The sequence below is a fragment of the Stenotrophomonas sp. ASS1 genome (assembly GCF_004346925.1).
GTDB classification, from domain to species: Bacteria; Pseudomonadota; Gammaproteobacteria; order Xanthomonadales; family Xanthomonadaceae; genus Stenotrophomonas; species Stenotrophomonas maltophilia_A.
The window spans coordinates 3,738,134-3,761,778 of sequence record NZ_CP031167.1; the positions used below are offsets into that span (position 1 = coordinate 3,738,134).

Consider the following 23,645-nt stretch of genomic DNA (forward strand, 5'->3'; position numbering starts at 1 on the left):
GGCCGCTTAGTCGGCCAGCACGAACACGGAACCGCAGTACGGGCACTGCGCTTCGCCGTTGGGCTCGTCTTCGATCGGCAGGTACACGCGCGGATGCGAGTTCCACAGCGCCATTTCCGGGGTCGGGCAGCTCAGCGGCAGATCGCTGCGGTGCACGGTGTAGCGCTTCTCGGCGTTGGCGGGCGCGGTGGCGGTATGGCTCATGGCGGATGTCGATGAACGGGTTGCGAGGCCTGTGATTCTAGCATCTGGGCCGCCCCGACATTGCGCCGCAACGGGTCTTTGCGCGTACCGGGCCGATTCCCTGCGGCCCTGCATGCCACCTCGGGACGGGGTGCCGGTGGAAATTCCCGATCGATCCTGCAGGTTCACGCCGAAAATCCGCCGACAACGATATTTCCCGCATTTGGATCGAACTAAATGGCACTTGTCAGGTTGCCACGGCTGTTGCAGGATCGGGCCAGGTCGTAAACCGGCCCACTCCAATCCGACCCGATCGCATGGCCCGCCCCCACCGGACCGGCATCGCCTCTTCCACTGCCATCCCGGCGGGCGGAGCGATGCTGTCCGTGGTGTCCGCCGATGCGGGTTCTGCCCGCCGCCTGCCCTTCCGGGAGACCCCTGCATGACCCTGTCCGATCCACGCCGCGCCCTGCTTCCGCTCGCCCTGGCCCTGGCCTGTGCGACTACCGCGATGCCGGTGCTGGCACAGGGACTGCAGACCTCGTTCGAACCGGGCCAGCCGGCGCCGGCACCGGCCGCAGGCGCACTGCAGGTCACGATCGGCAACGGCCCTGCTGCGCCTTACGCCGCCAAGCGCAATGCGGGCTACAGCGGCCTGCATGCACTGCGCTACAGCAGCGAAGGCGGCAGCGCGCGACGCGAGCTGTTCAAGGCGGACATGACCATCGAGGCCGATACCACCCTGTCGTGGCTGGTGCTGCCGGAGATCGTCGGCAAGGACACCGTGGCCTCGACCTATGTGTCACTGGACCTGCTGCTGGACGATGGCAGCCGCGTTTCGGCCAGCGCTGCACGCGACCAGCATGGCGTGGCCATCGGTGCGCGCGCGCAGGGCGATTCGAAGACGCTGTATCCGCAGCAGTGGGCGCGCAAGGCGGTGCGGCTGGGCGACGTGCCCGCGCTGAAGGGCCGCCGCGTGGTGGCGATCGAACTGGACGTGGCCAGTGCCGACGGTGCACCGGTCTCGGGCTGGATCGATGACGTGCGCCTGGACACAGTGCCACGTCAGCAGCCAGCGCGCGTCTCCGACTGGGTGCTGACCACCCGTGGCACCCAGGCCAACGGCACCTTCTCGCGCGGCAACAATTTCCCGGCCACCGCGGTACCGCACGGATTCAACTTCTGGACCCCGGTGACCGATGCTGGCGCACTGAACTGGCTGTACCGCTGGAACGAACAGAACGACGCACAGAACCGCCCGCAGCTGCAGGCGCTTGCGCTGAGCCATCAGCCCAGCCCGTGGATGGGCGACCGCCAGACCTTCCAGGTGATGCCCTCGGCCAGCCGTGGCGTGCCGGAGGCCGACCGTCGCAAGCGCGCGCTGTCATTCGAGCGCAGCCATGAAAGCGCGCGCCCGTATCGCTACGACGTGCGCTTCGACAACGGCATCGCGGCCGCCATCGCGCCGACCGATCATGCCGCGCTGTTCCGCTTTGATTTCCCCGAGGGCGGCGACGCCAACCTGCTGTTCGACAATGTCGATGCACGCGGTGGCCTGACCCTGGACGCTGCCACGCAGACACTGTCCGGCTACACCGATACGCGCAGCGGGCTGTCCAATGGCGCCAGCCGCATGTACGTGGCAGCCAGCTTCGACAGGCCATGGCACAGCAGCGGGCGCATCGGCACCGGCCGACCGACCGGCTACATCAAGTTCGATGCCGGCAGCGACCGGCGGGTGACCATGCGCATCGCCACCTCGCTGATCTCGGTGGAACAGGCACGGCACAACCTGGCCCTGGAAATCGCCGCAGCCGATACGCTGGAAAGCGTGGCCGGCCGTGCGCAGGATGCATGGGACGCGCGCCTGGGCCGCTTCGACATCGGCGATGCCAGCGACGACCAGAAGACCACGCTGTATTCCAGCCTGTACCGGCTGTTCCTGTACCCCAATTCCGGCCACGAGAACGTGGGCAGCGCCGCCGCACCGGAGTGGCGCTACGCCAACCAGGCCAGCGCCAGCGATGACAACACCGAGGGCAGCGCGACCCGCAGCTACGCCGCCGTGCGCGACGGCAAGGTATTCGTCAACAACGGCTTCTGGGACACCTTCCGCACCACCTGGCCGGCCTATGCGCTGTTCGCTCCGGAGGATGCCGGGCAGCTGGTACAGGGCTTCATCGAGCAGTACCGTGCCGGCGGCTGGATCGCGCGCTGGTCGTCGCCGGGCTACGCCGACCTGATGGTCGGCACCAGCTCTGACGTGGCGTTCGCCGATGCCTGGCTGAAGGGCATCGGCGGTTTCGATCCGGCCGAGGCCTATGCCGCCGCGCTGAAGAACGCGACCGTGGTACCACCCGACCGCCATGTCGGCCGCAAGGGCATGGACCGTTCGACCTTCCGCGGCTACGCCAGCGCCGACGTGCACGAAGGCATGTCGTGGACGATGGAAGGCGCACTCAATGACTTCGGCATCGCCAACATGGCCGATGCCCTGGCCAAGCGCGCGACCGCACCTGCCGCACGCGAGCGCTACAGCACCGAGGCCGACTACTTCCGCCACCGCGCCGCCAGCTACGCGACGATGTTCGACCCTGCCGCCGGCTTCTTCCAGGGCCGCAAGGCCGATGGCCGCTGGCGCGTGGACGCCAAGGACTACGACCCGCGCGTGTGGGGCCACGATTACACCGAATCCAACGGCTGGACCTTCGCCTTCACCGCCGCCCATGACGGCGAAGGCCTGGCCGCGCTGTACGGTGGCCGCGAAAAGCTGGCGGCGAAGCTGGATACCTTCTTCGCCACGCCGGAAACCGCGGATCCGGCACTTGCGGGCTCCTACGGCGGCACCATCCACGAGATGACCGAAGCACGCGACGTGCGCATGGGCATGTACGCGCACAGCAACCAGCCTGCGCACCACATCCCGTGGATGTACCTGTATGCCGGGCAGCCGTGGAAGACCCAGCAGCACGTGCGCGAGATCCTGTCGCGGCTGTACGTCGGCAGCGAGATCGGCCAGGGCTATCCGGGCGATGAGGACAACGGCGAAACCTCGGCATGGTACGTGCTGGCGTCGCTGGGCCTGTACCCGCTGCGCATGGGCGCCCCGGAGTACGTGATCGGCTCGCCGGCATTCGAGCATGCACGGGTGGAGCTGCAGGGTGGCGCGGTGCTGACCGTGAACGCGGCCAACAACTCGCGCGAGAACGTCTACGTGCAGTCGCTGAAGATCAACGGTACGCCGTGGACGAAGACCTGGGTGCCGCACGACCTGATCGCCAAGGGCGCGACCCTCGACTTCGTGATGGGACCCCGTCCCTCGCGCTGGGGCAGCGGCGTGGACGATGTGCCGCGCTCGTTGACCGCGCGCGGCCAGCGCCCGCAGCTGCTGCACGACCTGCTCGGCAGCGGCGCGAAGGCGATGCTGGCCGATGGCCGTGCCCTGCCCGCACTGGTCGATGACGATGCGAGCACCACCGTGGGTCTGGGCGGCGGCGCAACCATCGCGCTGACCGGACTGAGCGACGGCACGCCGACGATGTACACGCTCACCAGCGGTGACGGCCGCATCCAGGGCGGTGAGTGGACGTTGGAGGCACGCAACGGCGGCGGCAGCTGGACCGTGCTCGACCAGCGCAGCGGCGAAGACTTCGCGTCTGCCCGCCAGACCCGTCCGTTCCGCATCGCCAAACCCGGCCGCTACAGCGAATACCGACTGCGCCTGGCCGCACCGGGCCGGATGCCGCTGGCGGAAATCGAACTGCTGGCGGCCGGCACCGTACAATGAGCTGCATGCGCTTCCGTCTACTGCCTCTGGCCCTTGTTGCCCTGTCCTTCTCAAGCTTCGGCCAGACCCAGGCGTTCGATACGCAGCTGACCCGCGACGGCGTGACGCTGAACTACCAGGACGCCCGTGGCGCCCTGGCCGCACCGCAGCGCAAGCGGGTGATCGATACGTTCTTCTTCGCGTACCTGCGCGAACGTGCGGACTTCCATCCCGCTGCGCCGTCAATGGTGCGCATCGTGATCGATCCGGCCTACACCGGCATTGCCTTCGTCGGCGACAAGGACCAGGCAGCGACGATCACCATCAATCCGGGTTGGCTGGCGCAGCACCCGAACGACATCGACCTGGTCACCCATGAGGCGATGCACATCGTGCAGGGGTATCCCGGCTACGGCGATGCACGGGTACCGGGCTGGCTGGTGGAAGGCATCGCCGACTACGCGCGCGACCGCTACGGCATGGACAACGCCGCCGCTGGCTGGGCATTGCCGATGAAGGTCGAGAAGGGGCAGAACGTCGACAGCGGCTACCGGGTGACCGGTGCGTTCCTGAAGTGGGCGGAGGCGGAACATCCCGGCCTGGTGCTGGCACTGGACAAGGCCCTGCGCGACGGCCGCTATGCACCGGCGCTGTGGCAGAAGCACACCGGCAAGGCACTGCCGGCGCTGTGGGCGCAGTACGCCAAGCCGCGTTCGGATGCACCGGCGCCGGCACGGCGCGGCAAGCGCTGACCGCAGGTAGCACCGTGGCTTGCCCGGCGAAACGCCTGTTTCGCCGCGCTGCGCGCCCGCCTGGCATGGCCCGGCATGACCTGCCCAACGGGATCTCATTACGATCTCACGCGGAGTAATCCGACGAGTCGGATAGGCGCCTGTTCACAACAGCACGCGGCAGCAACCGACATCGTGACTGAGCGAGGGTCGCTAACCTTGCTTGCATGAAAATCAGAACCAAGGTCGGTAGGCGCAAAGCGGTCGTTGTGCTGGTGACAGGAGCAGCCATTGCACTGATCACGACCGCGATCTGGACGAGAAGCAACACGCCGAGCGTTCTCGCTGTTGCCCCCCAAGAGCAGCAGACCGTACGGGTTCGTATCAACGGAAAAGATGCTGCGATCGAGACGACGCAGGCCGCAAGCGTTGCCGCCGCCGGGACTCAGTTGATTGCAATTCGCCGAAAGTTGTCGCCCCAGCAGGCCCTTCTGCTGGCGCAGGACATAGCGCGTTGCATAAACGCCGCAAGCTTGGCGGGAACAGACATTCCGACGGGACTGACTCCCGACCAGCAGCGTGAGTTCCGGGAAAACGTTCTGGGTGACTCAGACTGCTCCGCTCTTGAATCAGAACACTCCATCTATGACCTCGCCTACTACGCGGCGTCAGACGGCGACTCCACTGCGAAATTGATGTTCTCGGGACTGGCGTCTCATCAGTTCGACGATGAGCACTCCATGTTCGATGAAGAGCTCGTCAAGCGATTCAAGGAAGCGACAGTGAGATTCCTCAACGAAGCCGCGGACTCGGGTGACAGCAATGCCCTGATGCTTCTTGCGGCCACCTTTGAGGATGGCCTGCATGTGCCTCGCGATGCAGCACGCGCACACGCCTATGCGCGCGCATTCAGCCAGGCCAGTGGCGGCAAGGGGCTTCGCTATGCCGAGCGGCTCTGGAGCCAACTCTCACCGGACCAGCAACGGGAATCGAACCGATGGCATATCGAGATATCGAATCGAAGAAAAGGAGAAATGAAATGAAAGGAAAGTCGAAACGCAATCGCTGGCTGATGATCGTGGTCGCGTGCCTGGGAGGCGCAGCAATCGCAGCGTCGGTTGGGAAATTCTACTGCGGCAAGGCCTGCAATGTAGCCGGGGATATGGTGGCGGAGAAAGGGTGACCATCGGAGATATTTCGGTAGCTCAATAGCTACCACTGCGGCACACCTTGGTTGCCACGTTCGCTCAGTAGCGCCAGGCCACACCCGGCGAAATGCCTGATTCGCCACGCTGCGCGCTCGCCGGGCATGGCCAGGCGCTACCACATCACTGCCTCAGCGCGACCGCACGAAGCCGGCGTAGAGCGCGAACAGCTGCTGAAAGTACCGCCGCGTCACTCGATTGCGCATGACACCCTCGCCCATGAAAAGTTGGTCGGGCCCAGGGTGGGAAGGCCGGTCCGGTCCCTTCCCACGGCCGGGCCGCGTGGGCGTATTGGGCCGCAACGGCGTTGCAGGGACATGACCGGGCGGCGTAGCGCGTGTGGCACAGGCCGGCGGGCGGTAGAGCCGGCCGCTGGCCGGCTGCGGTGGTGGTGGACATGATTGCGGTTGCCGGCCAGCGGCCGGCACTACCCGTTTCCGCTTTGCGGAAACAGAAACGCGCCCCGGGGGCGCGCTTCTGCAGCTGACGCTGGAAAGAAGGCTTACGCCTTCTTTTCCGCTTCCAGCTGCTTGCGGATCTGCGCATCCACCGCCGCAATGGCGGTCATGTTCAGGATCCTGCGCGAGGTCGCGCTGGTGGTCAGGATATGCACCGGCTTGTTCACGCCCATCAGGATCGGGCCGATCGCCACGCCGTCGGTGAACACACGCACCAGGTTGTAGGCGATGTTGGCCGCTTCCAGGTTCGGCAGCACGAACAGGTTGGCTCGACCCTGCAGGGTCGAGCCCGGCAGCAGCTTCTGGCGCAGCGCTTCGTCCCACGCGGTGTCGCCCTGCATTTCGCCGTCCACGTTCAGACGCGGGTTGCGCTTGAGCAGCAGCTCGCGCACCTGGCGCATCTTCAGCGCGTCCTTCGAATCGTGGCTGCCGAAGTTGGAGTGCGACAGCAGCGCCACCTTCGGCTCGATGCCGAACAGCTTCATGCGGTAGGCCGCCTGCAGGGTCGCTTCGCACAGCTGCTCGGCGGTCGGGTCTTCCTGCACGTGGGTATCGACGAAGAAGAACACGCCCTGCTGGTTGATCACGCCGGTCATCGCCGAGGTCGAGGTGACCTTCGGCTCCAGCGGCAGCACGCTGCGCACGTAGCCCAGCTTCTTGTGGAAACGGCCGACGATGCCGGTCAGCATCGCATCGGCTTCGCCACGGGCCACCATCACTGCAGCGATCAGGGTCGGGCGCGAACGCATCAGGTTCTTCGCCGCGGCCACGGTCACGCCACGACGGCCGGTCAGGCCGTGGTAGTACTGCCAGTACTCGTTGAAGCGCGGGTCGTCGTTGATGTTGGTGACTTCAACGTTCTCGCCGATCTTCAGGCGCAGGCCGAGGCGCTCGATGCGCGACTCGATCACTTCCGGGCGGCCGATCAGGATCGGGTGCGCCAGGCCGTCATCGACCACGTTCTGCACCGCCTGCAGCACCACTTCCTCTTCGCCCTCGGCATACACAACGCGCTGCTTGTCGCTGCGCGCGCGGTCGTAGACCGGCTTCATCATCAGGCTGGTGCGGTAGACGAACTGGGCCAGCTTGTCGCGGTAAGCGCCCATGTCGTCGATCGGGCGCGAGGCCACGCCCGAGTCCATCGCGGCCTGGGCCACGGCGGCCGACAGCTCCACCAGCAGGCGGCGGTCGAACGGGCGCGGGATCAGGTATTCACGACCGAAGCTCGGGGTCTCGCCGCCATAGGCCGAACCCATGTCGGTGGCCGCACGACGCGCCAGCGCCGCGATGGCGCGCACGCAGGCGATCTTCATTTCCTCGTTGATCGCGGTCGCGCCCACGTCCAGCGCACCACGGAACAGGTACGGGAAGCACAGCACGTTGTTGACCTGGTTCGGGTAGTCCGAACGGCCGGTGCCGATGATCGCGTCCGGACGGGCGGCGCGCGCCAGTTCCGGCATGATTTCCGGAGTCGGGTTGGCAAGCGCGAAGATCACCGGATCCGGCGCCATGGTCTTGACCATGTCGGCAGTCAGGATGCCCGGCGCCGACAGGCCCAGGAAGATGTCCGCGCCGTCGACGATCTCGGCCAGGGTGCGCTTGTCGGTGTCGCGCGCATAGCGCTGCTTTTCCGGGTCCAGGTCGGTACGACCGGTGTGGATCACGCCCTCGCGGTCGAAGGCCAGGATGTTCTCCGGCTTCAGGCCCAGCTGCACCAGCATGTTCACGCAGGAAATGCCGGCCGCGCCCATGCCCGTGGTCGCCAGCTTCACTTCCTCGATCTTCTTGCCGGTGATCGCCATGGCGTTGAGCACGGCTGCGCCGACGATGATCGCCGTGCCGTGCTGGTCGTCATGGAACACCGGGATCTTCATGCGCTCGCGCAGCTTGCGCTCGACCACGAAGCATTCCGGCGCCTTGATGTCTTCCAGGTTGATGCCGCCGAAGGTCGGCTCCAGCGAGGCGATGATGTCGACCAGCTTGTCCGGGTCGGTTTCATCCACTTCGATGTCGAACACATCGATGCCGGCGAACTTCTGGAACAGCACACCCTTGCCTTCCATCACCGGCTTGCCGGCCAGCGCGCCGATGTTGCCCAGGCCCAGCACCGCGGTGCCGTTGGAGATCACCGCCACCAGGTTGCCACGGGCGGTCAGCTCGCTGGCCTGCTGCGGGTCGGCCTTGATCGCTTCACAGGCGTACGCCACGCCCGGCGAATACGCCAGCGACAGGTCGCGCTGGGTCAGCATGGGCTTGGTAGCGGAAACCTTGATCTTTCCCGGCGGGGACATCCGGTGGTAATCGAGGGCGGCCTGTTTGAAATCTTCGTTGGACATCGATGTGGGTTACATGAATGGGCAGAAGGGACAGGGGATGATACCCCCGTTGGAGCGTCTGGACCTGTCGCTATCCTGTCGCAGGCATGCTGCGACCGCACAATTCCGTGCCGTATGCGACGGTACCGCGAGACCAGCTTCGGCGCTCCGCATGACAGCCATGGGTCGCCTTGAAACGCCGCGGGGCCGTACCACTGTCGTGATCGGCCCCGCGGTACCACACACCTGGATCAGCCCCTGGCCGGCAGCGCCTCGGGCACGGCATCGACCAGCGGCGGCAGTTCGCTTTCGCGGCCATCCAGCGCCAGCTTCAGGCGGTTGCGGTCCAGCGCCCCCTCCCAGCGCGAGACCACCACGGTGGCCACGGCATTGCCGATGAAGTTGGTCAGCGAGCGGCATTCGCTCATGAAGCGGTCCACGCCCAGGATCAGCGCCATGCCGGCCACCGGCACCTCCGGCACCACGGCCAGGGTGGCGGCCAGGGTGATGAAGCCGGCGCCGGTGACGCCGGCCGCGCCCTTGGAGCTGAGCATGGCGACCAGCAGCAGGGCAATCTGATGGCCCAGGGTCAGTTCGGTGTTGGTGGCCTGGGCGATGAACAGCGCCGCCAGGGTCATGTAGATGTTGGTGCCGTCCAGGTTGAACGAGTAGCCGGTCGGGACCACCAGGCCCACCACCGACTTGCTGCAGCCGGCGCGTTCCATCTTCTCCATCAGCGACGGCAGCGCCGACTCGGACGAGGAGGTGCCCAGCACCAGCAGCAGTTCGGCCTTCAGGTAGCGCGCCAGCTTGAACACCGAGAAGCCGCACAGGCGGCAGACCAGGCCCAGGATGACCGCCACGAACAGGAAGGCGGTGAGGTAGAACGAACCCACCAGCCAGGCCAGGTTGATCAGCGAGCCAACACCGTACTTGCCGATGGTGAAGGCGATTGCGCCGAAGGCACCGATCGGCGCGGCCTTCATCAGGATGTGGACCAGCTTGAACACCGGGGCGACCAGCGCCTCCAGGAAGTTCACGATCGGCTTGCCCTTCTCGCCCACCGATGCCAGCGCGATGCCGAACAGCACGGCCACGAACAGCACCTGCAGGATGTTGCCATCGACGAACGCGCTGAGCAGCGTCTTCGGAATGATGTCCATCAGGAAGCCGACCAGGGTCAGGTCATGCGACTTCTCGACGTAGCTGTGCACCGCGGTCTGGTCCAGCTCGGCCGGATTGATGTTCATGCCGGCGCCAGGCTGCACCACGTGCGCCACGATCATGCCGACGATCAGCGCCAGCGTGGAGAAGAACAGGAAGTACGCCATCGCCTTGGCGAATACGCGGCCCACCGTGCGCAGGTGGGTCATGCCGGCGATGCCGGTGACGATGGTCAGGAAGATCACCGGTGCGATGATCATCTTTACCAGGTTGATGAAGGCATCGCCGAGCGGCTTCATCTTCTCGCCGATCAACGGTTCGTAGTGGCCGAGGATGGCGCCCAGGACGATCGCCACGATCACCTGGAAGTACAGCTGGCGATAGATCGGCAACGGCTTTGCAGGCACCGGTGCTGCGGTCGGGATGTGCATGGCGGACTCCGGAAGGGGCGTTTTCAGGCACGTACGGCCCCGGGACTGCACGGGAACCGTTACCGTGGAAACTGACCGCAGGCCCTGTGCAGCACGCGCAGGGGGTGCGACCAATGGACGCCTTTGTACGCGCCGGGCACGCTGGCGCAGATAACCTATTGGTACTAGCCCCCCGGTTCAGGTGGCCGCGGTGCCTACACTGGCGCCGCACCGCCCGATCACGGGGAGGCCGGTGGCCCGAGCTGAACGGCCGGGCGCGTCATTGCGAAAGTTCCGGCCCTTGCGGCCGTTGTTGTCCTGTCCACACGCAATCTGAGAGAGCCGCACCCAACATGCGCCCGATTCCCACCTTGCTGGCCCTGTCGCTGGCCGCGCTTCCCGCCTTCGCTTCGGCTGCCGATTTCGACAACTGGCCGACCAAGTACGCCTTCGGCGACGGCACCGAGCTGGCCGCTACCGCCAACATCGCCTACGACTACAACGATTTCTCCTCGGGCAGTGGCCTTGAGGACGACGACGCCGTGCGCCGCAAGGAGTTCGGTGCGACGCTGAAGAAGAAGGGCGTCTACGACGCGATGGTCTATTACGACTTCCAGTCCGATACCTGGCTGGACGTGTTCGTGCGCTTCGAAAGCAAGGCCTTCTTCGGCCGCGACATCGGCCGCTTCCGCTTCGGCTACATGAAGACCCCGGTCGGCCTGGACGCGAACACGTCCTCGCGCGCCGGCAGCTTCCTGGAAACCGCGCTGCCGGTGCAGGCCTTCTACGCTGGCCGCCGCACGGGTGTGGAATGGGTGCTTGAGCGCCCGCAGTACCTGCTGCAGGCCGGCGCCTATGGCGGCAAGGACCTGCAGGGTGACAACCCGGGCACCACCCAGGCCGTGCGTGCGGTGTGGACCCCGGTGAAGGCGCCGGGTGACGTGATCCACCTGGGCCTGGCCTACTCGCAGGAAAATCCGCGCGGTTACAGCGATGGCCGCGACGTGCACCACGAGGCCAGCGCGCGCCTGCGCGCACGTCCGGAAGCCGGCCTGACCGACATCCGCTATGTCGATTCCGGCGCGCTGGTCACCGCCGACCAGATCCGCCGCACCGGTCTGGAAGGCATCTGGATCCGCGGCCCGTTCTCGGTGCAGGCCGAAGCCCTGCGCGCCACGGTCACCCGCCATGACGGCAAGCCCGACTACACCGGCAGCGGCCAGTACGCGATGGCGAGCTGGGTGCTGACCGGCGAATCGCGCCCGTACAACGCCGGTGCGGTGGCCAACATCAAGCCGGCGCACGACTACGGCGCGGTGGAACTGGTGGCCCGTTACAGCCGCATGGACCTCGACGATGGCAGCATCCTCGGCGGCCGCCAGCACGACCTCACTCTGGGTGCGAACTGGTACCTGACCAGCCACTTCAAGTTCCAGGCCAACTACGTCAAGGTCGACGCCAGCCGTCGCGGCGTGCACAGCACGCCGGAGATCTTCGAACTGCGCGCGCAGATGCACTTCTGACCCCTTCCACGTCAGATCCCGGCGGGCGTGTACGCCACGCCCGCCGGCCCTGCGTAGACTGCCGCCATGTACTGGCTCAGCCGCCACCGGATGCTGTTGCTGACCATCGCGGTGATGGTCGGCGGCACCGTGCTGTGTGCGGTCGCCGCCGGCCACTACGCCTGGCGGCGCGCCCTCGGTGAGGAAAGCAGCCAGGTACAACGCCAGCTGCAGTTGTATGGCCAGGGCCTGCAGCAGCGCATCGACCGCTTCGGCACGCTGCCGCAGGTACTGGCACTGGATCCGGATCTGCTGCACGCCCTGCGTGTGCAGCCCTCGCCCACCGAACGGCAGCGGCTGAACCTCAAGCTGCAACGCGCCAATGAAGTCACCCGTGCCTCGACCCTGACCCTGGTCGGTCACGATGGCGTGGCGGTGGCGGCGAGCAACTGGGACCAGCCGACCACCAACGTCGGTGAGAACTACAGCTATCGTCCCTATTACCGCCAGGCGCTGGCCCAGGGCCGCGGCCGCTTCTACGGCATCGGCATGACCACCGGTGTGCCCGGCTACTACCTGTCGCAGGCCATCGAGGAAGACGGCAAGCGGCTCGGCGTGGTGGTGATCAAGGTCGAGCTGTCGGCACTGGAGCAGGAGTGGCTGAGCAGCCCTGACGTGGTGCTGGCCAGTGACGACCACGACGTGGTGTTCCTGGCCAACCGTGACAGCTGGCGCTACCGCCTGCTGCGACCGCTGGGCGCCGATGAGCGCCGCGAGATGCTGGACGCCCGCCAGTACGCCGATCGCACCCTGCAGCCACTGCGCGCACGTACCGAGGATGTACTGGCCGATGGCGGCCGCATGGTGCGCCTGCTGGATCCGGCATTGCCGCAGCCGATGCTGTGGCAGAGCCTTGCGCTGCCGGCCGAAGACTGGAACCTGCACCTGCTGCACGACGCCAGTGCCGCCACCGCCGCCGGCCGTGCGGCCGCGCTTACCGGAGGTGCTGCGTGGCTGGCGCTGGGCTTCCTGGTGCTGTTCGTGCAGCAGCGCCGGCGCCTGGCCAAGCATCGCCTGCGCAGCCGCCGCGAGCTGGAAACCCTGCTCAAGCAGCATGCACAGGAACTGCGCACCGCACAGGATGGCCTGCTGCAGGCCGCCACCGATGCCGACAGCGGCCTAAGCCGCAGCCTTGAACACCTGCCGCAGGGCGTGGTGGTGATCGACCGGGACCTGCGTCTGGTCGCATGGAATTCGCGCTACCTGGAACTGTTCCGTTTCCCGCTGGACCTGGTGCGCGTGGGGCGGCCCATCGAGGAACTGTTCCGCTTCAACGCACGCCGTGGCCTGCTCGGTCCCGGCCCGGTCGACGAGGCCATCGAGCGTCGCCTCAACCACCTGCGCAGCGGCCGTCCGCACATGCGCGAAAGTGAGAAGGACGACGGTACGGTGCTGGAAATCCGCGGCAACCCGCTGCCCGACGGCGGCTTCGTCACCAGCTACGCCGACATCACCAGCTACAAGAATGCTGCACGCGAACTGCGCTCGCTGGCCGATGCACTGGAACACCGCATCGCCGAACGTACCCACGACCTGGACGAAGCACGCCGCGAGGCCGAACAGGCCAACCGCTACAAGACCCGCTTCGTCGCCTCGGCCGTGCACGACTTGCTGCAACCGCTCAACGCAGCACGCATGTTCGTCTCGGTGCTGCGCGGCAAGCTGAGCGATCCGGCGCAGCAGCAGACCAGCGATCACATCGACGCTGCATTGGCCGCGCAGGATGCGATCCTCAACAGCCTGCTGGATATCGCGCGGTTGGAATCGGGCAGCCTGCCGACCCGTGTGCAGGCGTTCCGGCTCGGGCCGCTGCTGCAGACACTGGCGCGCGAATTCGGCATCGCCGCGCAGTCACGTGGCCTGGTGGTGGACTGGGTCGATACCGATGCGGTGGTGGTCAGCGATGAAGCGCTGCTGCGCCGCATCCTGCAGAATTTCCTGTCCAACGCGCTGCGCTACAGCGAGCGCGGTCGCGTGCTTCTGGGCTGCCGTCGCCGCGAAGGCCTGCTGTGGATCGAGGTGCACGACCAGGGCCCCGGCATCCCCGATGCGTTGCAGGGCGAGATCTTCGAGGAATTCCGCCGCCTGCACGACGGCCAGCAGCGCGGTGCCGGCCTTGGCCTGGCCATCGTCGACCGCATCGGCCGCCTGCTCGGACATCCGATCCGGCTGCGCTCGCAGCTGGGCCAGGGCAGCGTGTTCGCCGTGGGCGTGCCGTTCGGCGACGCCAGCGCGATACCCGCCACCGCGCCCGCGCCGGTGCTCGCGCAGGAACCGGCGGCGGACAACCCGCTGCGAGGGCGCCGGGTGTGGGTGATCGATGACGATCCGCACGTGTGCGCGGCCAGCCGCGCGCTGCTGGAGCGCTGGGGCTGCGAGGTGCTGCTGGCCGATGGCCCGCAGGCAGCGCTGCAGTTGGCCACGACGGCAACCGTGCCGGAGCTGGTGCTGCTGGATGTGCGCATGGGTGACCACCACGGCCCGGTGCTGTACGAGACATTGGCAGAGCTGTGGCAGACCCGCCCGCCGGTGGTGCTGGTCACTGCAGAGCGCGATGCGGGATTGCGTGAGATGGCTGCCGAGCGTGGCTGGGGAATGATGGCCAAGCCGGTGAAGCCGCCGGCGCTGCGGGCGCTGATGAGTCAGTTGTTGATCCGGCATCGCGGGTAGTTTCCAGCCAACGGCGCAGCCCCTCGTGGGTGGTGCCTGGTTTGTCGTGGAAAGCAGAAGCCGTGGGTGGGCCGGTCGGGATGGGTTCGCGGGGGACGCCGTGAATCCGTCCCTGGAGGCTTGGCAGCCGCATCCATGCGGCTGACACCCCCGCGAACCCAACCCGACCGGCCTCTGACAGATTTCGGTGGCCTGCCACCCACGGAGAAGAAAAAGAAGAACAAAAGCCGGTCGCGCGCTGCGCTTGCTCGTGTAGAGACGAGCCCATGCTCGGCTTCGCGGACCGACCGCAAAGCAGCCGAGCGTAGGCTCGGCTCTACAAAAGGCGGCCTGCCAGGCTGCCTTTGCTTTTGATGTTCTTTTCTCTTCCGTGGATGGATGCGCACGGAACCTGCCCGGCCTCACCCATGAACTGCTCTACGTGTCCACCCACAAGGGGCTGCGCCGTTGGCTGGAAACTACAACCCGATGCCCGCGTCGCCTTCCGGCTCCAGCGCCTTCACCAGCACTGCCGCCTGCGTTCGGCTATGGCATTCGAGCTTCTTCAGGATCGCGGTGACATGCACCTTCACCGTGTTCTCGGCCAATCCCAGCGTATAGGCGATCTGCTTGTTGAGCAGGCCATCGGCCAGGCACAGCAGCACGCGGAACTGCTGCGGGGTCAGCTGGGCCAGGCGGCTGGCCAGCAGTGCGTCGGCCTCGGAGCGTTCGGCGGCCATCGCCGGGAACCACAAGCCGCCATCAAGGACCGCCTGCACGGCCTCGCCAATGGTCTCGGCCGGGGCCGACTTCGGGATGAAACCGGCGGCACCGAACTGCTGGGCGCGGCGGATCACACGGGGGTGGTCGTTGGACGAGAGGATCACCACCGGAATGTCCGGATGCGAGCCGCGCACGTGCAGCAGCGCGGAGAAACCGTGCGCGCCGGGCATGGTCAGGTCGAGCAGCACCAGGTCCACGTCCGGGTGCGCGTCGAGGGCTTCGGCCAATGCCTCGGCGCTGGCGACCTCGCGCACCTGCGCCAGCGGCAGGCTCTGCCGCAATGACTGCACCACCGCCGAACGCAGCAGCGGGTGGTCATCGGCGATCAGGATGGTGTATTCGCTCATGCCGCCATTGTACGGGCAGGCCGTCGCCTCAGCGCCCTGCCGGCTCCACGCTGCTGCGCCAGGCATCGAGGAACTGGCGGCGCTTGAGTGCATCCAGGTACACCAGCAGGCCCGGGCCCAGCTGGATCGGGCGGCGGCTGCGGCCGGGCGCATCGTCGCCACGTGCGCTGCCGGTGACGATCGGCATCAGCCGTGCCTCGCGTGACAGCACCTGCTGGCCACGCGGCGACAACAGGTAATCGAGGAAGCGCCGGGCTTCTTCCGGGTGTGGGCCGGTGCGTGGAATCACCGCGGTACGCAGTACCACCAGCGTGTAGTCCTCAGGCTCCACAATCGCCAGCGGAGCACCCGCGTCGATGCGCGCCTGCGCGTAAGAGCCGAGCACGTTGTAGACCAGCGACAGCTGTCCGCTGGCCACCTTGTCCAGCAGCACGCCGGTGCGCTCCTCGCGCACCACATCGTTGTCGCCCAGCGCGCCCAGCAGCGCACCGGCGATGCTGCCACGCTGCGCATCCTGCGTTGACAGCAGGTAGCCGACGCTGCTGCGTTCGATGTCATAGGTGCCGACCCTGCCGCGCAGCGGTGCGCCTTCGGCGCGCAACCGGTCCAGCAGTTGCCGGCGCGTGTGCGGCACCTTCGCCGACGGCAGTGCACGGGTGTTGTAGACCATCACCACCGGCTCGTAGCTGATGCCGAATGCCTCGTTGCGCCACTGCGCCCAGGCCGGCAGCGCGGCGGTCTGAGCGGAGCGGTGCGGCAGTGCATGACCATCGTTGACCAGCTTGGTCTGCAGGTCCATGCCACTGGAGATCAGCAGGTCCGGCGATGCCGGTCCGCCGCGGTCGTGCAGGTACCGCGCGTACAGGTCCTGGGTGATGATGTCCTCGTACACCACTTCGGTGCCCGGGTGCAGCCGCTGGTAGTCGGCGATGACCACCGCGAACACTTCGATGTCGGTGGTGCCGTGGATGCGCAGCTGCGCCGTGGTCTTTGCCTGTGCGGGAAAACGGCGCACATCGCCTGGCGCAGCCAGCACCGGCAGGGCCAGCAGCAAGGCAACGGCAGCAGTGAACAGGCGGATCATGGACTGCTCCGGGGCAGGCGGATGGTGGCGATCAGCCCGCCCTGAGGACGATTGCTGAGGTCGATGCGGCCACCGTGGCTGTCGACCACACGCTTGACGATGGCCAGGCCAAGCCCGGCGCCGCCGGACGGCGCGCCTTCGCCACGGGCGAAGCGCTCGAACACGCGTTCGGCATCGGCGGCGGCAATGCCGGCACCGTGGTCGGCGATGGTCAGCACGGCCTGCCCGCCTTCCACGGTCAATGCGATCTGCAACGGCCCATCACCACCGTACTTCAACGCGTTGTCGACCAGGTTCTTGATCGCCTCGCGCAGCAGCAGCGCATCGCCATGCACCTGTACCGGCTCGGCAGTCATCGCCAGCTGCACGCGCGGCGCCGGGCCGGCCTGCGGCAGCGCTTCATGCAGGGCCTGGTGCACGGTCTCGGCCAGATCCACTGCAGCAAAGCGCTGCAGATGCGAACGATGGATCACGCTGGCATCGCTGAGCAACTGATTCAACAACCGGCTCATGTGGGTGGCGTTGCGCTCGATCGCCTGCAGGCTGCGCCGCATGTCTTCGGGATCGTCGTCATCCAGCGCCAGCTGTGCCTGCGCACGCAATGCCGCCAACGGCGTGCGCATCTGGTGCGCGGCCTCGGCCATGAACGCACGCAAGGTCTCGTTGCTGCTGGACAGGCGTTCCATGAAGCGGTTCAACGCCGCCACCATCTGGTCCATCTCGCGCGGTACACGGGCATCCAGCGGCTTCAGGTCAGAGGGCTCGCGGCGTGACAGCTCGCGTTCCACCCGCACCAATGGCCGGAATGCGCGATGCACGCCAAAGGCCACCAGCGCCAGCAGCAGGCCGGACAGCACACCGATCGCCAGCAGTGCGCGGTTGACCATGTCCTGCGCGACCGCTTCACGCGCACGCCGGGTCTGGCCGACCTGCACCTGTACTTCGCCCTGCGCCGAGGCGGCGGCGAAACTGCGGCCGACCACCACGAAGCGCACGGTCTCGCCACTGTACGCCGCATCAAACAGCTGCGGTTGCGTGCCGGGCCGGCGCGGCGGCGCCGGCAGGTCGCCATAGCCGGTGATCAGGTTGCCACGGCTGTCGGCGACCCGATAGAACACGCGGTCTTCCGGGGCCATCGCCAGCAGGTCCAGCGCCGCATAGGGCAGATCGACCTGCCATTGGCCATCGACCAGGGCCACCGAATCGGCAATGGACAACGCCGAGGACACCAACAGGTGATCGTAGGAACGGTTGGCGGCGCGCTGGCCATAGCCGCGCGCGGCAAACAGCAGAGCCACCGCGAACACCGCCAGCAACGCGCCGAGGTAGAGCAGCAGCGTGCGCCGCAGCGAGCCCGGTGCGGCGTTCGCGGTACGCGCGTCAGCCATCGGCGTCGGCGCTGTCATCACTGGCTTCCAGCAGATAGCCAACGCCGCGCACCGTGGTGATGCGCAGCGGTGCACCTGCCAGCTTCTTTCTCAGGCGCCCCACATACAGCTCGATGGCATTCGGGCCGGCTTCATCGTCGAAGCCGAACAGGCCATTGCCTATCTCATCCTTGCCGACCACCTGGCCGAGGCGGCCGACCAGAATCTCCAGCAGCCGGTACTCGCGGTTCGGCAGTTCGATCGGTTCGCCGTCGAGGCTGACCCGGTGCGCGGCATTGTCGAACTGGAAGCCACCGATCTGCACCACTTCGCTGGCCTGGCCGCGCGCGCGTCGCAGCAGCACGCGGCAGCGCGCTTCGAACTCGCGGAAATCGAACGGCTTGCCCAGGTAATCGTCGGCGCCGACGTCCAGCGCCTGCACACGGTCTTCGATGCCGTCGCGCGCGGTCAGCATCAGCACCGGTGTGCTGTCGCCGCGCTCGCGCATGCCGGCCAGCACGCGCAGGCCATCGAGCTTGGGCAGGCCGATATCCAGAACCACCAGGTCGAAGCTCTGGTAGCGCAGCACGCTGGCGGCCGCCAGGCCATCGGCCTGCCAGTCCACGGCGTGCCCACTGCGGCGCATGCGGCGGATGATCGCATCGGCCAGATCCGGGTTGTCTTCGACCAGCAGCAGGCGCATGGGCACGGGGGTGGGAGGGGAAACGAATGCTACCGCATGCCGCCGCCGCGCTTGCCGGGCGTGGCCCAGTGAGCGCAGTGGCCGGTTTTACGCTGCACCGCACAATCCGTTGACAGGACGATGACAGCTACGGCGACCCAGACTGCGGCCGCGCACCGTCCGGTGCCCACGATTGCCGCGCGCCTGGCGCGCACCTGGGAGGGTTTGTGGAATTCACGTTTGCCTGGCGGCGCCCTGCCGCCATGATGGCGCTGGCTGCCCTGTCGGCGCCGGCCTTTGCCGCCGAAGACGATCGTCCGGTCACGGCCTCGCTCGGAGGCCGCCTGCACCTGGACTTCGCCACCTTCGACAACGACAACCGCGGTACGCCGAACAAGGATGACACCGAGATCCGCCGTGCCTGGGTCGATGTGTCCGGCAAGTTCTTCGTGGTCGACTACAAGCTGGAAGCCGATTTCTCCGGCGACCGCGTCGAGGCCAAGGACGTGTACCTGGCACGCAGCTTCGGCAAGGCCGGCAAGCTCACCGTGGGCCAGTTCAAGCAGTACTTCTCGCTGGATGACCGCACCAGCTCCAACTACGGCAGCTTCCTGGAGCGCGGCAACGCCGGCACCACGCTGGCGCCGCTGTATCGCCTGGGCGCATCGTGGCAGGCCAACCCCGGCGACTTCACCTGGGCGGCCAGCCTCTACAGCCTGGAGAGCATCGACGCCTGGCAGGTGAAGGGCCGCGCCGCCGGTGGCCGCGTCACTTGGGCCCCCTCGCCCAGCGATGGCGACGTGCTGCACCTGGGCCTGTCGCTGGCCCGCGAGGCCTATGACAACCCGGGCGCCAACGGCGTGCCCGGCCTGCGCATCCGCCCGCGCCCGGCCGGCCACCTGTCCGACGAGAGCCGCCTGACCCTGGTCGACTTCTCCGCTGGCCGCGATACCGACGTCAACAAGTGGTCGCTGGAATACGCGCAGGTGCGCGGCCCGCTGTCGTGGCAGGGCGAGTTCAGTGGTGCCACCTTCGATGACGGCGCGCAGCGCGGTGACGTGATGGCCGCCTACGGCATGCTCAGCTGGTTCGTCACCGGCGAAAGCCGCGCCTACGACCGCAAGACCGGCCGCTTCGCGCGGGTGAAGGACATCCGCCACAAGGCCGGTGCCTTCGAAGTGGCACTGCGCTACGACCAGATGTGGGGCGCACAGCACCTCGACGGTGCAGCCGACCTGCGCCGCGGCAGCACCGAAGCGTGGACGCTGGGTGGCAACTGGTACCTGCGCGACAACCTGCGCTTCATGCTCAACGTGATCGAAAGCCGCAACCGCGACCGCCTCGCCGGGATCACGGTGGACCGCACGCGTGCGGTCACCGGCCGCCTGCAGTACGACTTCTAGACCTGATATTCCGGGCATGCCGCCCGGGCCCCTTCCACTCCCCCACGTCCTGTTTTCGCAAGGAGTCCGCAGATGATGCTGAGCATCCTCGGCTTTGGCATGGTCATTACGTTCATGTACTTGATCATGAGCAAACGCCTGTCGCCGCTCGTCGCCCTGATCACCATCCCCATCCTGTTCGCGCTGATCGGCGGCTTCGGCGCCAACATCGACGAGATGATGCTGGAGGGCATCAAGAAGATCGCGCCGACCGGCGTGATGCTGATGTTCGCCATCCTCTACTTCGGGGTGATGATCGACGCCGGCCTGTTCGATCCACTGGTGCGGGTGATCCTGCGCTTCGTGAAGGGCGATCCGATGAAGATCGTGCTCGGCACCGCGGTGCTGGCGATGCTGATCTCGCTCGACGGTGATGGCTCGACCACCTACATGATCACCGTCTCGGCGATGCTGCCGTTGTACCAGCGGCTGGGCATGAACGCGCTGAACATGACCTGCGTGACCATCCTCGCCGGCGGCGTGATGAACCTGACCCCGTGGGGCGGCCCGACCGCCCGCGCGGCCACCGCGCTGCACGTGGACCCCGCCGATGTGTTCGTGCCGCTGATCCCGTCGATGGTGATCGCCTGTGCTGGCGTGCTGCTGCTGGCCTGGTACCTGGGCCTGAAGGAACGCCGTCGCCTCGGCGTGGTGACCCTGCCCAAGGGCGGCAGCTGGATGGACAACAGCGTGTCCGACGACAGCAACCCGCTGCCGACCGTGGAAGACGCCGAGGACATCAAGCGTCCGAAGCTGCTGTGGGTCAACCTGGCCCTGACCGTGGCGCTGATGACCGCGCTGATCATCGGCGTGCTGCCGATGCCGGTGCTGTTCATGGTCGGCTTCGCCATCGCCCTGGTGATCAACTACCCGAACCTGGCCGAGCAGCGCCGCCGCGTGGTCAACCACGCCGGCAACGTGCTGTCGGTGGTGTCGCTGATCTTCGCCGCTGGCATCTTCACCGGCATCCTCAACAACACCGGCATGGTCGAAGCGATGTCGCACAGCTTCCTGGCGGTGATCCCGGAATCGTGGGGGCCGTACCTGGCGGTGATCACGGCGGTGGCGTCGATGCCGTTCACCTTCTTCATGTCCAACGACGCGTTCTACTTCGGCGTGCTGCCGATCCTGTCCGAAGCCGCCGGCAACTACGGCATCACCCCGGTGGAAATGGCGCGCGCCTCGCTGGCCGGTCAGCCGGTGCACCTGCTCAGCCCGCTGGTGCCGTCCACCTACCTGCTGGTTGGCCTGGCCAAGGTCGAGTTCGCCGATCACCAGAAGTTCACCCTGAAGTGGGCTATCGCCATCTCGATGCTGCTGATGGTCGGCAGCCTGCTGTTCGGCCTGTACCCGCTCGCGGCCTGACCCCTTACCAAGGAGCCTTCTGCAATGACGCTTCGAATCGCTTACGTCACCAGCGGCATGGGCAGTGTCGGTACTGCCATCTGCCAGAGCCTGGCCCGCAGCGGCCACACCGTGGTCGCCGGTTGCGCGCCGAACTCACCGCGCAAGGCCAACTGGCTGCGCGAGCAGCGCGAACAGGGCTTCGACTTCATCGCCTCCGAAGGCAACGCGACCGACTGGGCCTCGACCAGCGCGGCGTTCGCCAAGGTCCGCGCCGAAGTCGGCGAGGTGGATGTACTGGTCAACAATTCCGGCGGCAGCCGCGACCTGCTGTTCCGGCAGATGACGGTGGAAGACTGGAACGCGGTGATCGCCTCCAACCTCAATGCGCTGTTCAACCTGACCAAGCAGGTGGTGGACGGCATGGCCACGCGGGGCTGGGGCCGCATCATCAACATCGGTTCGGTCAGCGCCCACAAGGGCCAGATCGGCCAGGTGAACTACGCCACCGCCAAGGCCGCGATGCATGGTTTCAGCCGTGCGCTGGCCGCGGAAGTGGCCTCGCGCGGGGTGACCGTCAACACGTTGTCGCCGGGTTATATCGCCAGCCAGGCGATCAGCAGCTTCCCGCCGGATGTGCTGGACCGGCTGGCCGCCTCGGTGCCCGTGCGCCGCCTCGGTCGCCCGGAGGAAGTAGCCGGCCTGTGCGCGTGGCTGGCCTCGGATGAAGCCTCGTACGTGACCGGCGCCGACTATCCGGTCAACGGTGGTCTGTACATGGGCTAAGCCCTCCCCCACGGAGTGCGCGGGGGCCGGATCACCTTCAGTTGTGAAGGTGATCCGGCCCCTTTTGTTTCTGCATTTCTGAGACGCACTTCCCGATACATCGGCAGAACCGGTGCTATACCTGCCAGCGCTCGCCGAGCCCGATGGATGAACGGCTGGAATCGCGGATCAAGGAGGTTGGCATGCGTGCATTGCTGATTGCGCTTCTCGTGGTCGCCACTACGCTGCTGGCGACACCGACCCGCGCGGAGCCCCCGCCCATGCGGGTGATCACGGGCCTGGGCTGCCCCGACTGGCTGATCCCAGGCGCGCCCACGCTCGACGCGCAGATCACCGGCCATCCGGAGTGGACCTTCGCCTGGGCTCCCGCGTCCTATACCAATCGCGATCCCATCCGGATCTACATCCAGTCCTTCGACTGCGATTCCTCCGACATTGCGGGCTATTACTTCCGGATCGCAGCCATTGCCCATGAAGTGGGACACGCACTGTATTTCGAAGGTATCGCCTTGAGCACCCGAGGTGCGTTCATCCAGCACTTCTGCACCATGGAGGGGAAAGCGGTACTCAACAACCTCACCGCGCGCAGTGAGCTTCTGGTGACCAGCCTGGGGTACTACGACATCGGCGTAGCTGCGTCCAACGGTCCTGGCCTCATCGCACAGGCCGATGCCGGCGGTGAAGACCTGGACCGGCAGGTAGGTAAGCTGTTCTGCGACAACAACGTAACTTCAACCACCGGCGAGAACTACAACGACTTCTACGGAAGAATCTACGATGAAGCGATCGCAGCCCGTCCCTGAACTTCTTCTGATCCTGAGCCTGTTGGTTGCCGGTTCTGCAACAGCAGCCACGTCCGCTGCCACTGCGGAAGAGGCGGATGCAACCTGGCGGCTCGTGGAGCGCTGGTCCTTGCAGCTGTCACGCTCTGACCTTGTCGCGCAGCTATCACCCCTGGCTCCGGCCGGCTCGCGTTCGGAGGCAAGAATGGGCCGGGGCGACAGCGCCACCATCGATCTGGCGCCATTCGCGGTCGCTGGGAGGATCAAGGGGCCCTCTGGCCAGATCTACACCGACGCGTCGGGGCGAATCATCAAAGGCATTACGCTGCGGCTGAGCGGCGCCTGCATCTCGCGAAAGCAGATGGGTCGTCGCTACCCCGACTTCAATGTCCTTTCCGTGCCGTCAGGGCATAGCCTGGACGAGTCGACGGTGTTCGGCACGGTACTGAACGGCATCCAGATCGGGTTCTCATTCTCCGAACATGACCGTGACTGCATGGACCAGCTCAAATTGAGCTGGCCTGGGGAGCGCTTCTGATTCCCACCGGCCTACCACCATGACGAACATGTTGCAGGACACGCACC

Annotated in this window: 18 protein-coding genes; 11 read left to right on the forward strand and 7 right to left on the reverse strand. The window is 66.6% G+C overall.

Annotated features, from left to right (window positions below):
• Positions 1–6 precede the first annotated feature (6 nt).
• Entirely contained in the window at positions 7–204 is a 198-nt protein-coding gene (locus MG068_RS17315) for a zinc-finger domain-containing protein (RefSeq protein ID WP_005410967.1), read from the reverse strand.
• A 421-nt stretch (positions 205–625) separates the two neighbouring features.
• Here MG068_RS17315 and MG068_RS17320 point away from each other — a divergent pair, with 421 nt between their 5' ends.
• From MG068_RS17320 to MG068_RS21110, 4 genes are all read left to right on the forward strand, one after another.
• Positions 626–3,970 (forward strand): GH92 family glycosyl hydrolase, encoded by a 3,345-nt coding sequence (locus MG068_RS17320; RefSeq protein ID WP_132810759.1) that lies wholly within the window; start codon positions 626–628, stop codon positions 3,968–3,970.
• Positions 3,967–4,701 carry a basic secretory protein-like protein gene (locus MG068_RS17325; protein WP_132810760.1) on the forward strand — a complete coding sequence of 245 codons (735 nt, stop codon included), beginning with the start codon at positions 3,967–3,969 and terminating at the stop codon, positions 4,699–4,701. Before MG068_RS17320 ends, MG068_RS17325 begins: the two co-directional genes overlap by 4 nt.
• 206 nt (positions 4,702–4,907) lie before the next feature.
• Positions 4,908–5,723, forward strand: coding sequence for a hypothetical protein (locus tag MG068_RS17330; protein ID WP_132810761.1), 816 nt, complete (start codon positions 4,908–4,910; stop codon positions 5,721–5,723).
• A complete protein-coding gene (locus tag MG068_RS21110) occupies positions 5,720–5,863 on the forward strand; it encodes a hypothetical protein (RefSeq protein ID WP_165929943.1) in 144 nt (47 codons plus the stop codon). The genes MG068_RS17330 and MG068_RS21110 overlap by 4 nt, the downstream gene beginning before the upstream one ends.
• Before the next feature lie 524 nt (positions 5,864–6,387).
• Here the strand turns inward: MG068_RS21110 and MG068_RS17335 are convergent.
• Together MG068_RS17335 and MG068_RS17340 are read right to left on the reverse strand one after the other, a co-directional pair.
• A complete protein-coding gene (locus tag MG068_RS17335) occupies positions 6,388–8,679 on the reverse strand; it encodes an NADP-dependent malic enzyme (RefSeq protein ID WP_032129106.1) in 2,292 nt (763 codons plus the stop codon).
• A gap of 230 nt (positions 8,680–8,909) precedes the next feature.
• Complete coding sequence (locus MG068_RS17340) at positions 8,910–10,253, reverse strand: dicarboxylate/amino acid:cation symporter (protein ID WP_032129107.1); 1,344 nt, start codon at positions 10,251–10,253, stop codon at positions 8,910–8,912.
• 332 nt (positions 10,254–10,585) lie between these two features.
• Between MG068_RS17340 and MG068_RS17345 the strand changes: the two genes are divergently transcribed.
• Both MG068_RS17345 and MG068_RS17350 read left to right on the forward strand, forming a co-directional pair.
• Entirely contained in the window at positions 10,586–11,755 is a 1,170-nt protein-coding gene (locus MG068_RS17345; protein WP_071228137.1) for an OprO/OprP family phosphate-selective porin, read from the forward strand.
• 66 nt (positions 11,756–11,821) lie between these two features.
• Entirely contained in the window at positions 11,822–14,464 is a 2,643-nt protein-coding gene (locus MG068_RS17350) for a hybrid sensor histidine kinase/response regulator (protein WP_132810762.1), read from the forward strand.
• Between the two features lie 458 nt (positions 14,465–14,922).
• Here the strand turns inward: MG068_RS17350 and MG068_RS17355 are convergent, their stop codons facing one another.
• From MG068_RS17355 to MG068_RS17370, 4 genes are read right to left on the reverse strand one after another with little or no spacing between them, the layout of a single operon-like run.
• The gene (locus tag MG068_RS17355) at positions 14,923–15,573 is read right to left on the reverse strand and encodes a response regulator (protein ID WP_005414428.1); all 651 of its coding nucleotides are present in this window, start codon (positions 15,571–15,573) and stop codon (positions 14,923–14,925) included.
• Positions 15,574–15,601: 28 nt separating this feature from the next.
• On the reverse strand, positions 15,602–16,657 hold the full coding sequence (locus MG068_RS17360) for an ABC transporter substrate-binding protein (RefSeq protein WP_121504409.1): 1,056 nt from the start codon (positions 16,655–16,657) through the stop codon (positions 15,602–15,604).
• Entirely contained in the window at positions 16,654–18,045 is a 1,392-nt protein-coding gene (locus MG068_RS17365) for a sensor histidine kinase (protein WP_032129112.1), read from the reverse strand. Before MG068_RS17365 ends, MG068_RS17360 begins: the two co-directional genes overlap by 4 nt.
• Positions 18,038–18,727 carry a response regulator transcription factor gene (locus MG068_RS17370; RefSeq protein ID WP_049463657.1) on the reverse strand — a complete coding sequence of 230 codons (690 nt, stop codon included), beginning with the start codon at positions 18,725–18,727 and terminating at the stop codon, positions 18,038–18,040. Before MG068_RS17370 ends, MG068_RS17365 begins: the two co-directional genes overlap by 8 nt.
• Positions 18,728–18,969: 242 nt before the next feature.
• On the opposite strand from MG068_RS17370, the gene MG068_RS17375 reads away from it, so the two are divergent.
• The 5 genes from MG068_RS17375 to MG068_RS17395 all read left to right on the forward strand — a co-directional run bounded on the left by MG068_RS17375 (position 18,970) and on the right by MG068_RS17395 (position 23,598).
• Positions 18,970–20,109 (forward strand): OprO/OprP family phosphate-selective porin, encoded by a 1,140-nt coding sequence (locus MG068_RS17375; protein ID WP_132811157.1) that lies wholly within the window; start codon positions 18,970–18,972, stop codon positions 20,107–20,109.
• Between the two features lie 75 nt (positions 20,110–20,184).
• Positions 20,185–21,513, forward strand: a complete 1,329-nt coding sequence (locus MG068_RS17380; protein ID WP_032130486.1) for a CitMHS family transporter — start codon at positions 20,185–20,187, stop codon at positions 21,511–21,513.
• A 24-nt stretch (positions 21,514–21,537) separates the two neighbouring features.
• Positions 21,538–22,278: an acetoacetyl-CoA reductase gene (gene phbB, locus MG068_RS17385; protein ID WP_005419193.1), complete on the forward strand. Its 741-nt coding sequence runs from the start codon at positions 21,538–21,540 to the stop codon at positions 22,276–22,278.
• A gap of 182 nt (positions 22,279–22,460) precedes the next feature.
• The gene (locus MG068_RS21250; protein ID WP_065426815.1) at positions 22,461–23,081 is read left to right on the forward strand and encodes a hypothetical protein; all 621 of its coding nucleotides are present in this window, start codon (positions 22,461–22,463) and stop codon (positions 23,079–23,081) included.
• Positions 23,056–23,598 carry a hypothetical protein gene (locus MG068_RS17395; RefSeq protein ID WP_071228131.1) on the forward strand — a complete coding sequence of 181 codons (543 nt, stop codon included), beginning with the start codon at positions 23,056–23,058 and terminating at the stop codon, positions 23,596–23,598. Before MG068_RS21250 ends, MG068_RS17395 begins: the two co-directional genes overlap by 26 nt.
• Positions 23,599–23,645 lie beyond the last annotated feature (47 nt).

Bases quoted from the DNA above. Each gene is read 5' to 3' on its own strand.
- MG068_RS17315 (WP_005410967.1), bottom strand. From the start codon at position 204: ATGAGCCATACCGCCACCGCGCCCGCCAACGCCGAGAAGCGCTACACC.
- MG068_RS17320 (WP_132810759.1), top strand. From the start codon at position 626: ATGACCCTGTCCGATCCACGCCGCGCCCTGCTTCCGCTCGCCCTGGCC.
- MG068_RS17325 (WP_132810760.1), top strand. From the start codon at position 3,967: ATGAGCTGCATGCGCTTCCGTCTACTGCCTCTGGCCCTTGTTGCCCTG.
- MG068_RS17330 (WP_132810761.1), top strand. From the start codon at position 4,908: ATGAAAATCAGAACCAAGGTCGGTAGGCGCAAAGCGGTCGTTGTGCTG.
- MG068_RS21110 (WP_165929943.1), top strand. From the start codon at position 5,720: ATGAAAGGAAAGTCGAAACGCAATCGCTGGCTGATGATCGTGGTCGCG.
- MG068_RS17335 (WP_032129106.1), bottom strand. From the start codon at position 8,679: ATGTCCAACGAAGATTTCAAACAGGCCGCCCTCGATTACCACCGGATG.
- MG068_RS17340 (WP_032129107.1), bottom strand. From the start codon at position 10,253: ATGCACATCCCGACCGCAGCACCGGTGCCTGCAAAGCCGTTGCCGATC.
- MG068_RS17345 (WP_071228137.1), top strand. From the start codon at position 10,586: ATGCGCCCGATTCCCACCTTGCTGGCCCTGTCGCTGGCCGCGCTTCCC.
- MG068_RS17350 (WP_132810762.1), top strand. From the start codon at position 11,822: ATGTACTGGCTCAGCCGCCACCGGATGCTGTTGCTGACCATCGCGGTG.
- MG068_RS17355 (WP_005414428.1), bottom strand. From the start codon at position 15,573: ATGAGCGAATACACCATCCTGATCGCCGATGACCACCCGCTGCTGCGT.
- MG068_RS17360 (WP_121504409.1), bottom strand. From the start codon at position 16,657: ATGATCCGCCTGTTCACTGCTGCCGTTGCCTTGCTGCTGGCCCTGCCG.
- MG068_RS17365 (WP_032129112.1), bottom strand. From the start codon at position 18,045: ATGGCTGACGCGCGTACCGCGAACGCCGCACCGGGCTCGCTGCGGCGC.
- MG068_RS17370 (WP_049463657.1), bottom strand. From the start codon at position 18,727: ATGCGCCTGCTGCTGGTCGAAGACAACCCGGATCTGGCCGATGCGATC.
- MG068_RS17375 (WP_132811157.1), top strand. From the start codon at position 18,970: ATGATGGCGCTGGCTGCCCTGTCGGCGCCGGCCTTTGCCGCCGAAGAC.
- MG068_RS17380 (WP_032130486.1), top strand. From the start codon at position 20,185: ATGCTGAGCATCCTCGGCTTTGGCATGGTCATTACGTTCATGTACTTG.
- phbB (WP_005419193.1), top strand. From the start codon at position 21,538: ATGACGCTTCGAATCGCTTACGTCACCAGCGGCATGGGCAGTGTCGGT.
- MG068_RS21250 (WP_065426815.1), top strand. From the start codon at position 22,461: ATGCGTGCATTGCTGATTGCGCTTCTCGTGGTCGCCACTACGCTGCTG.
- MG068_RS17395 (WP_071228131.1), top strand. From the start codon at position 23,056: ATGAAGCGATCGCAGCCCGTCCCTGAACTTCTTCTGATCCTGAGCCTG.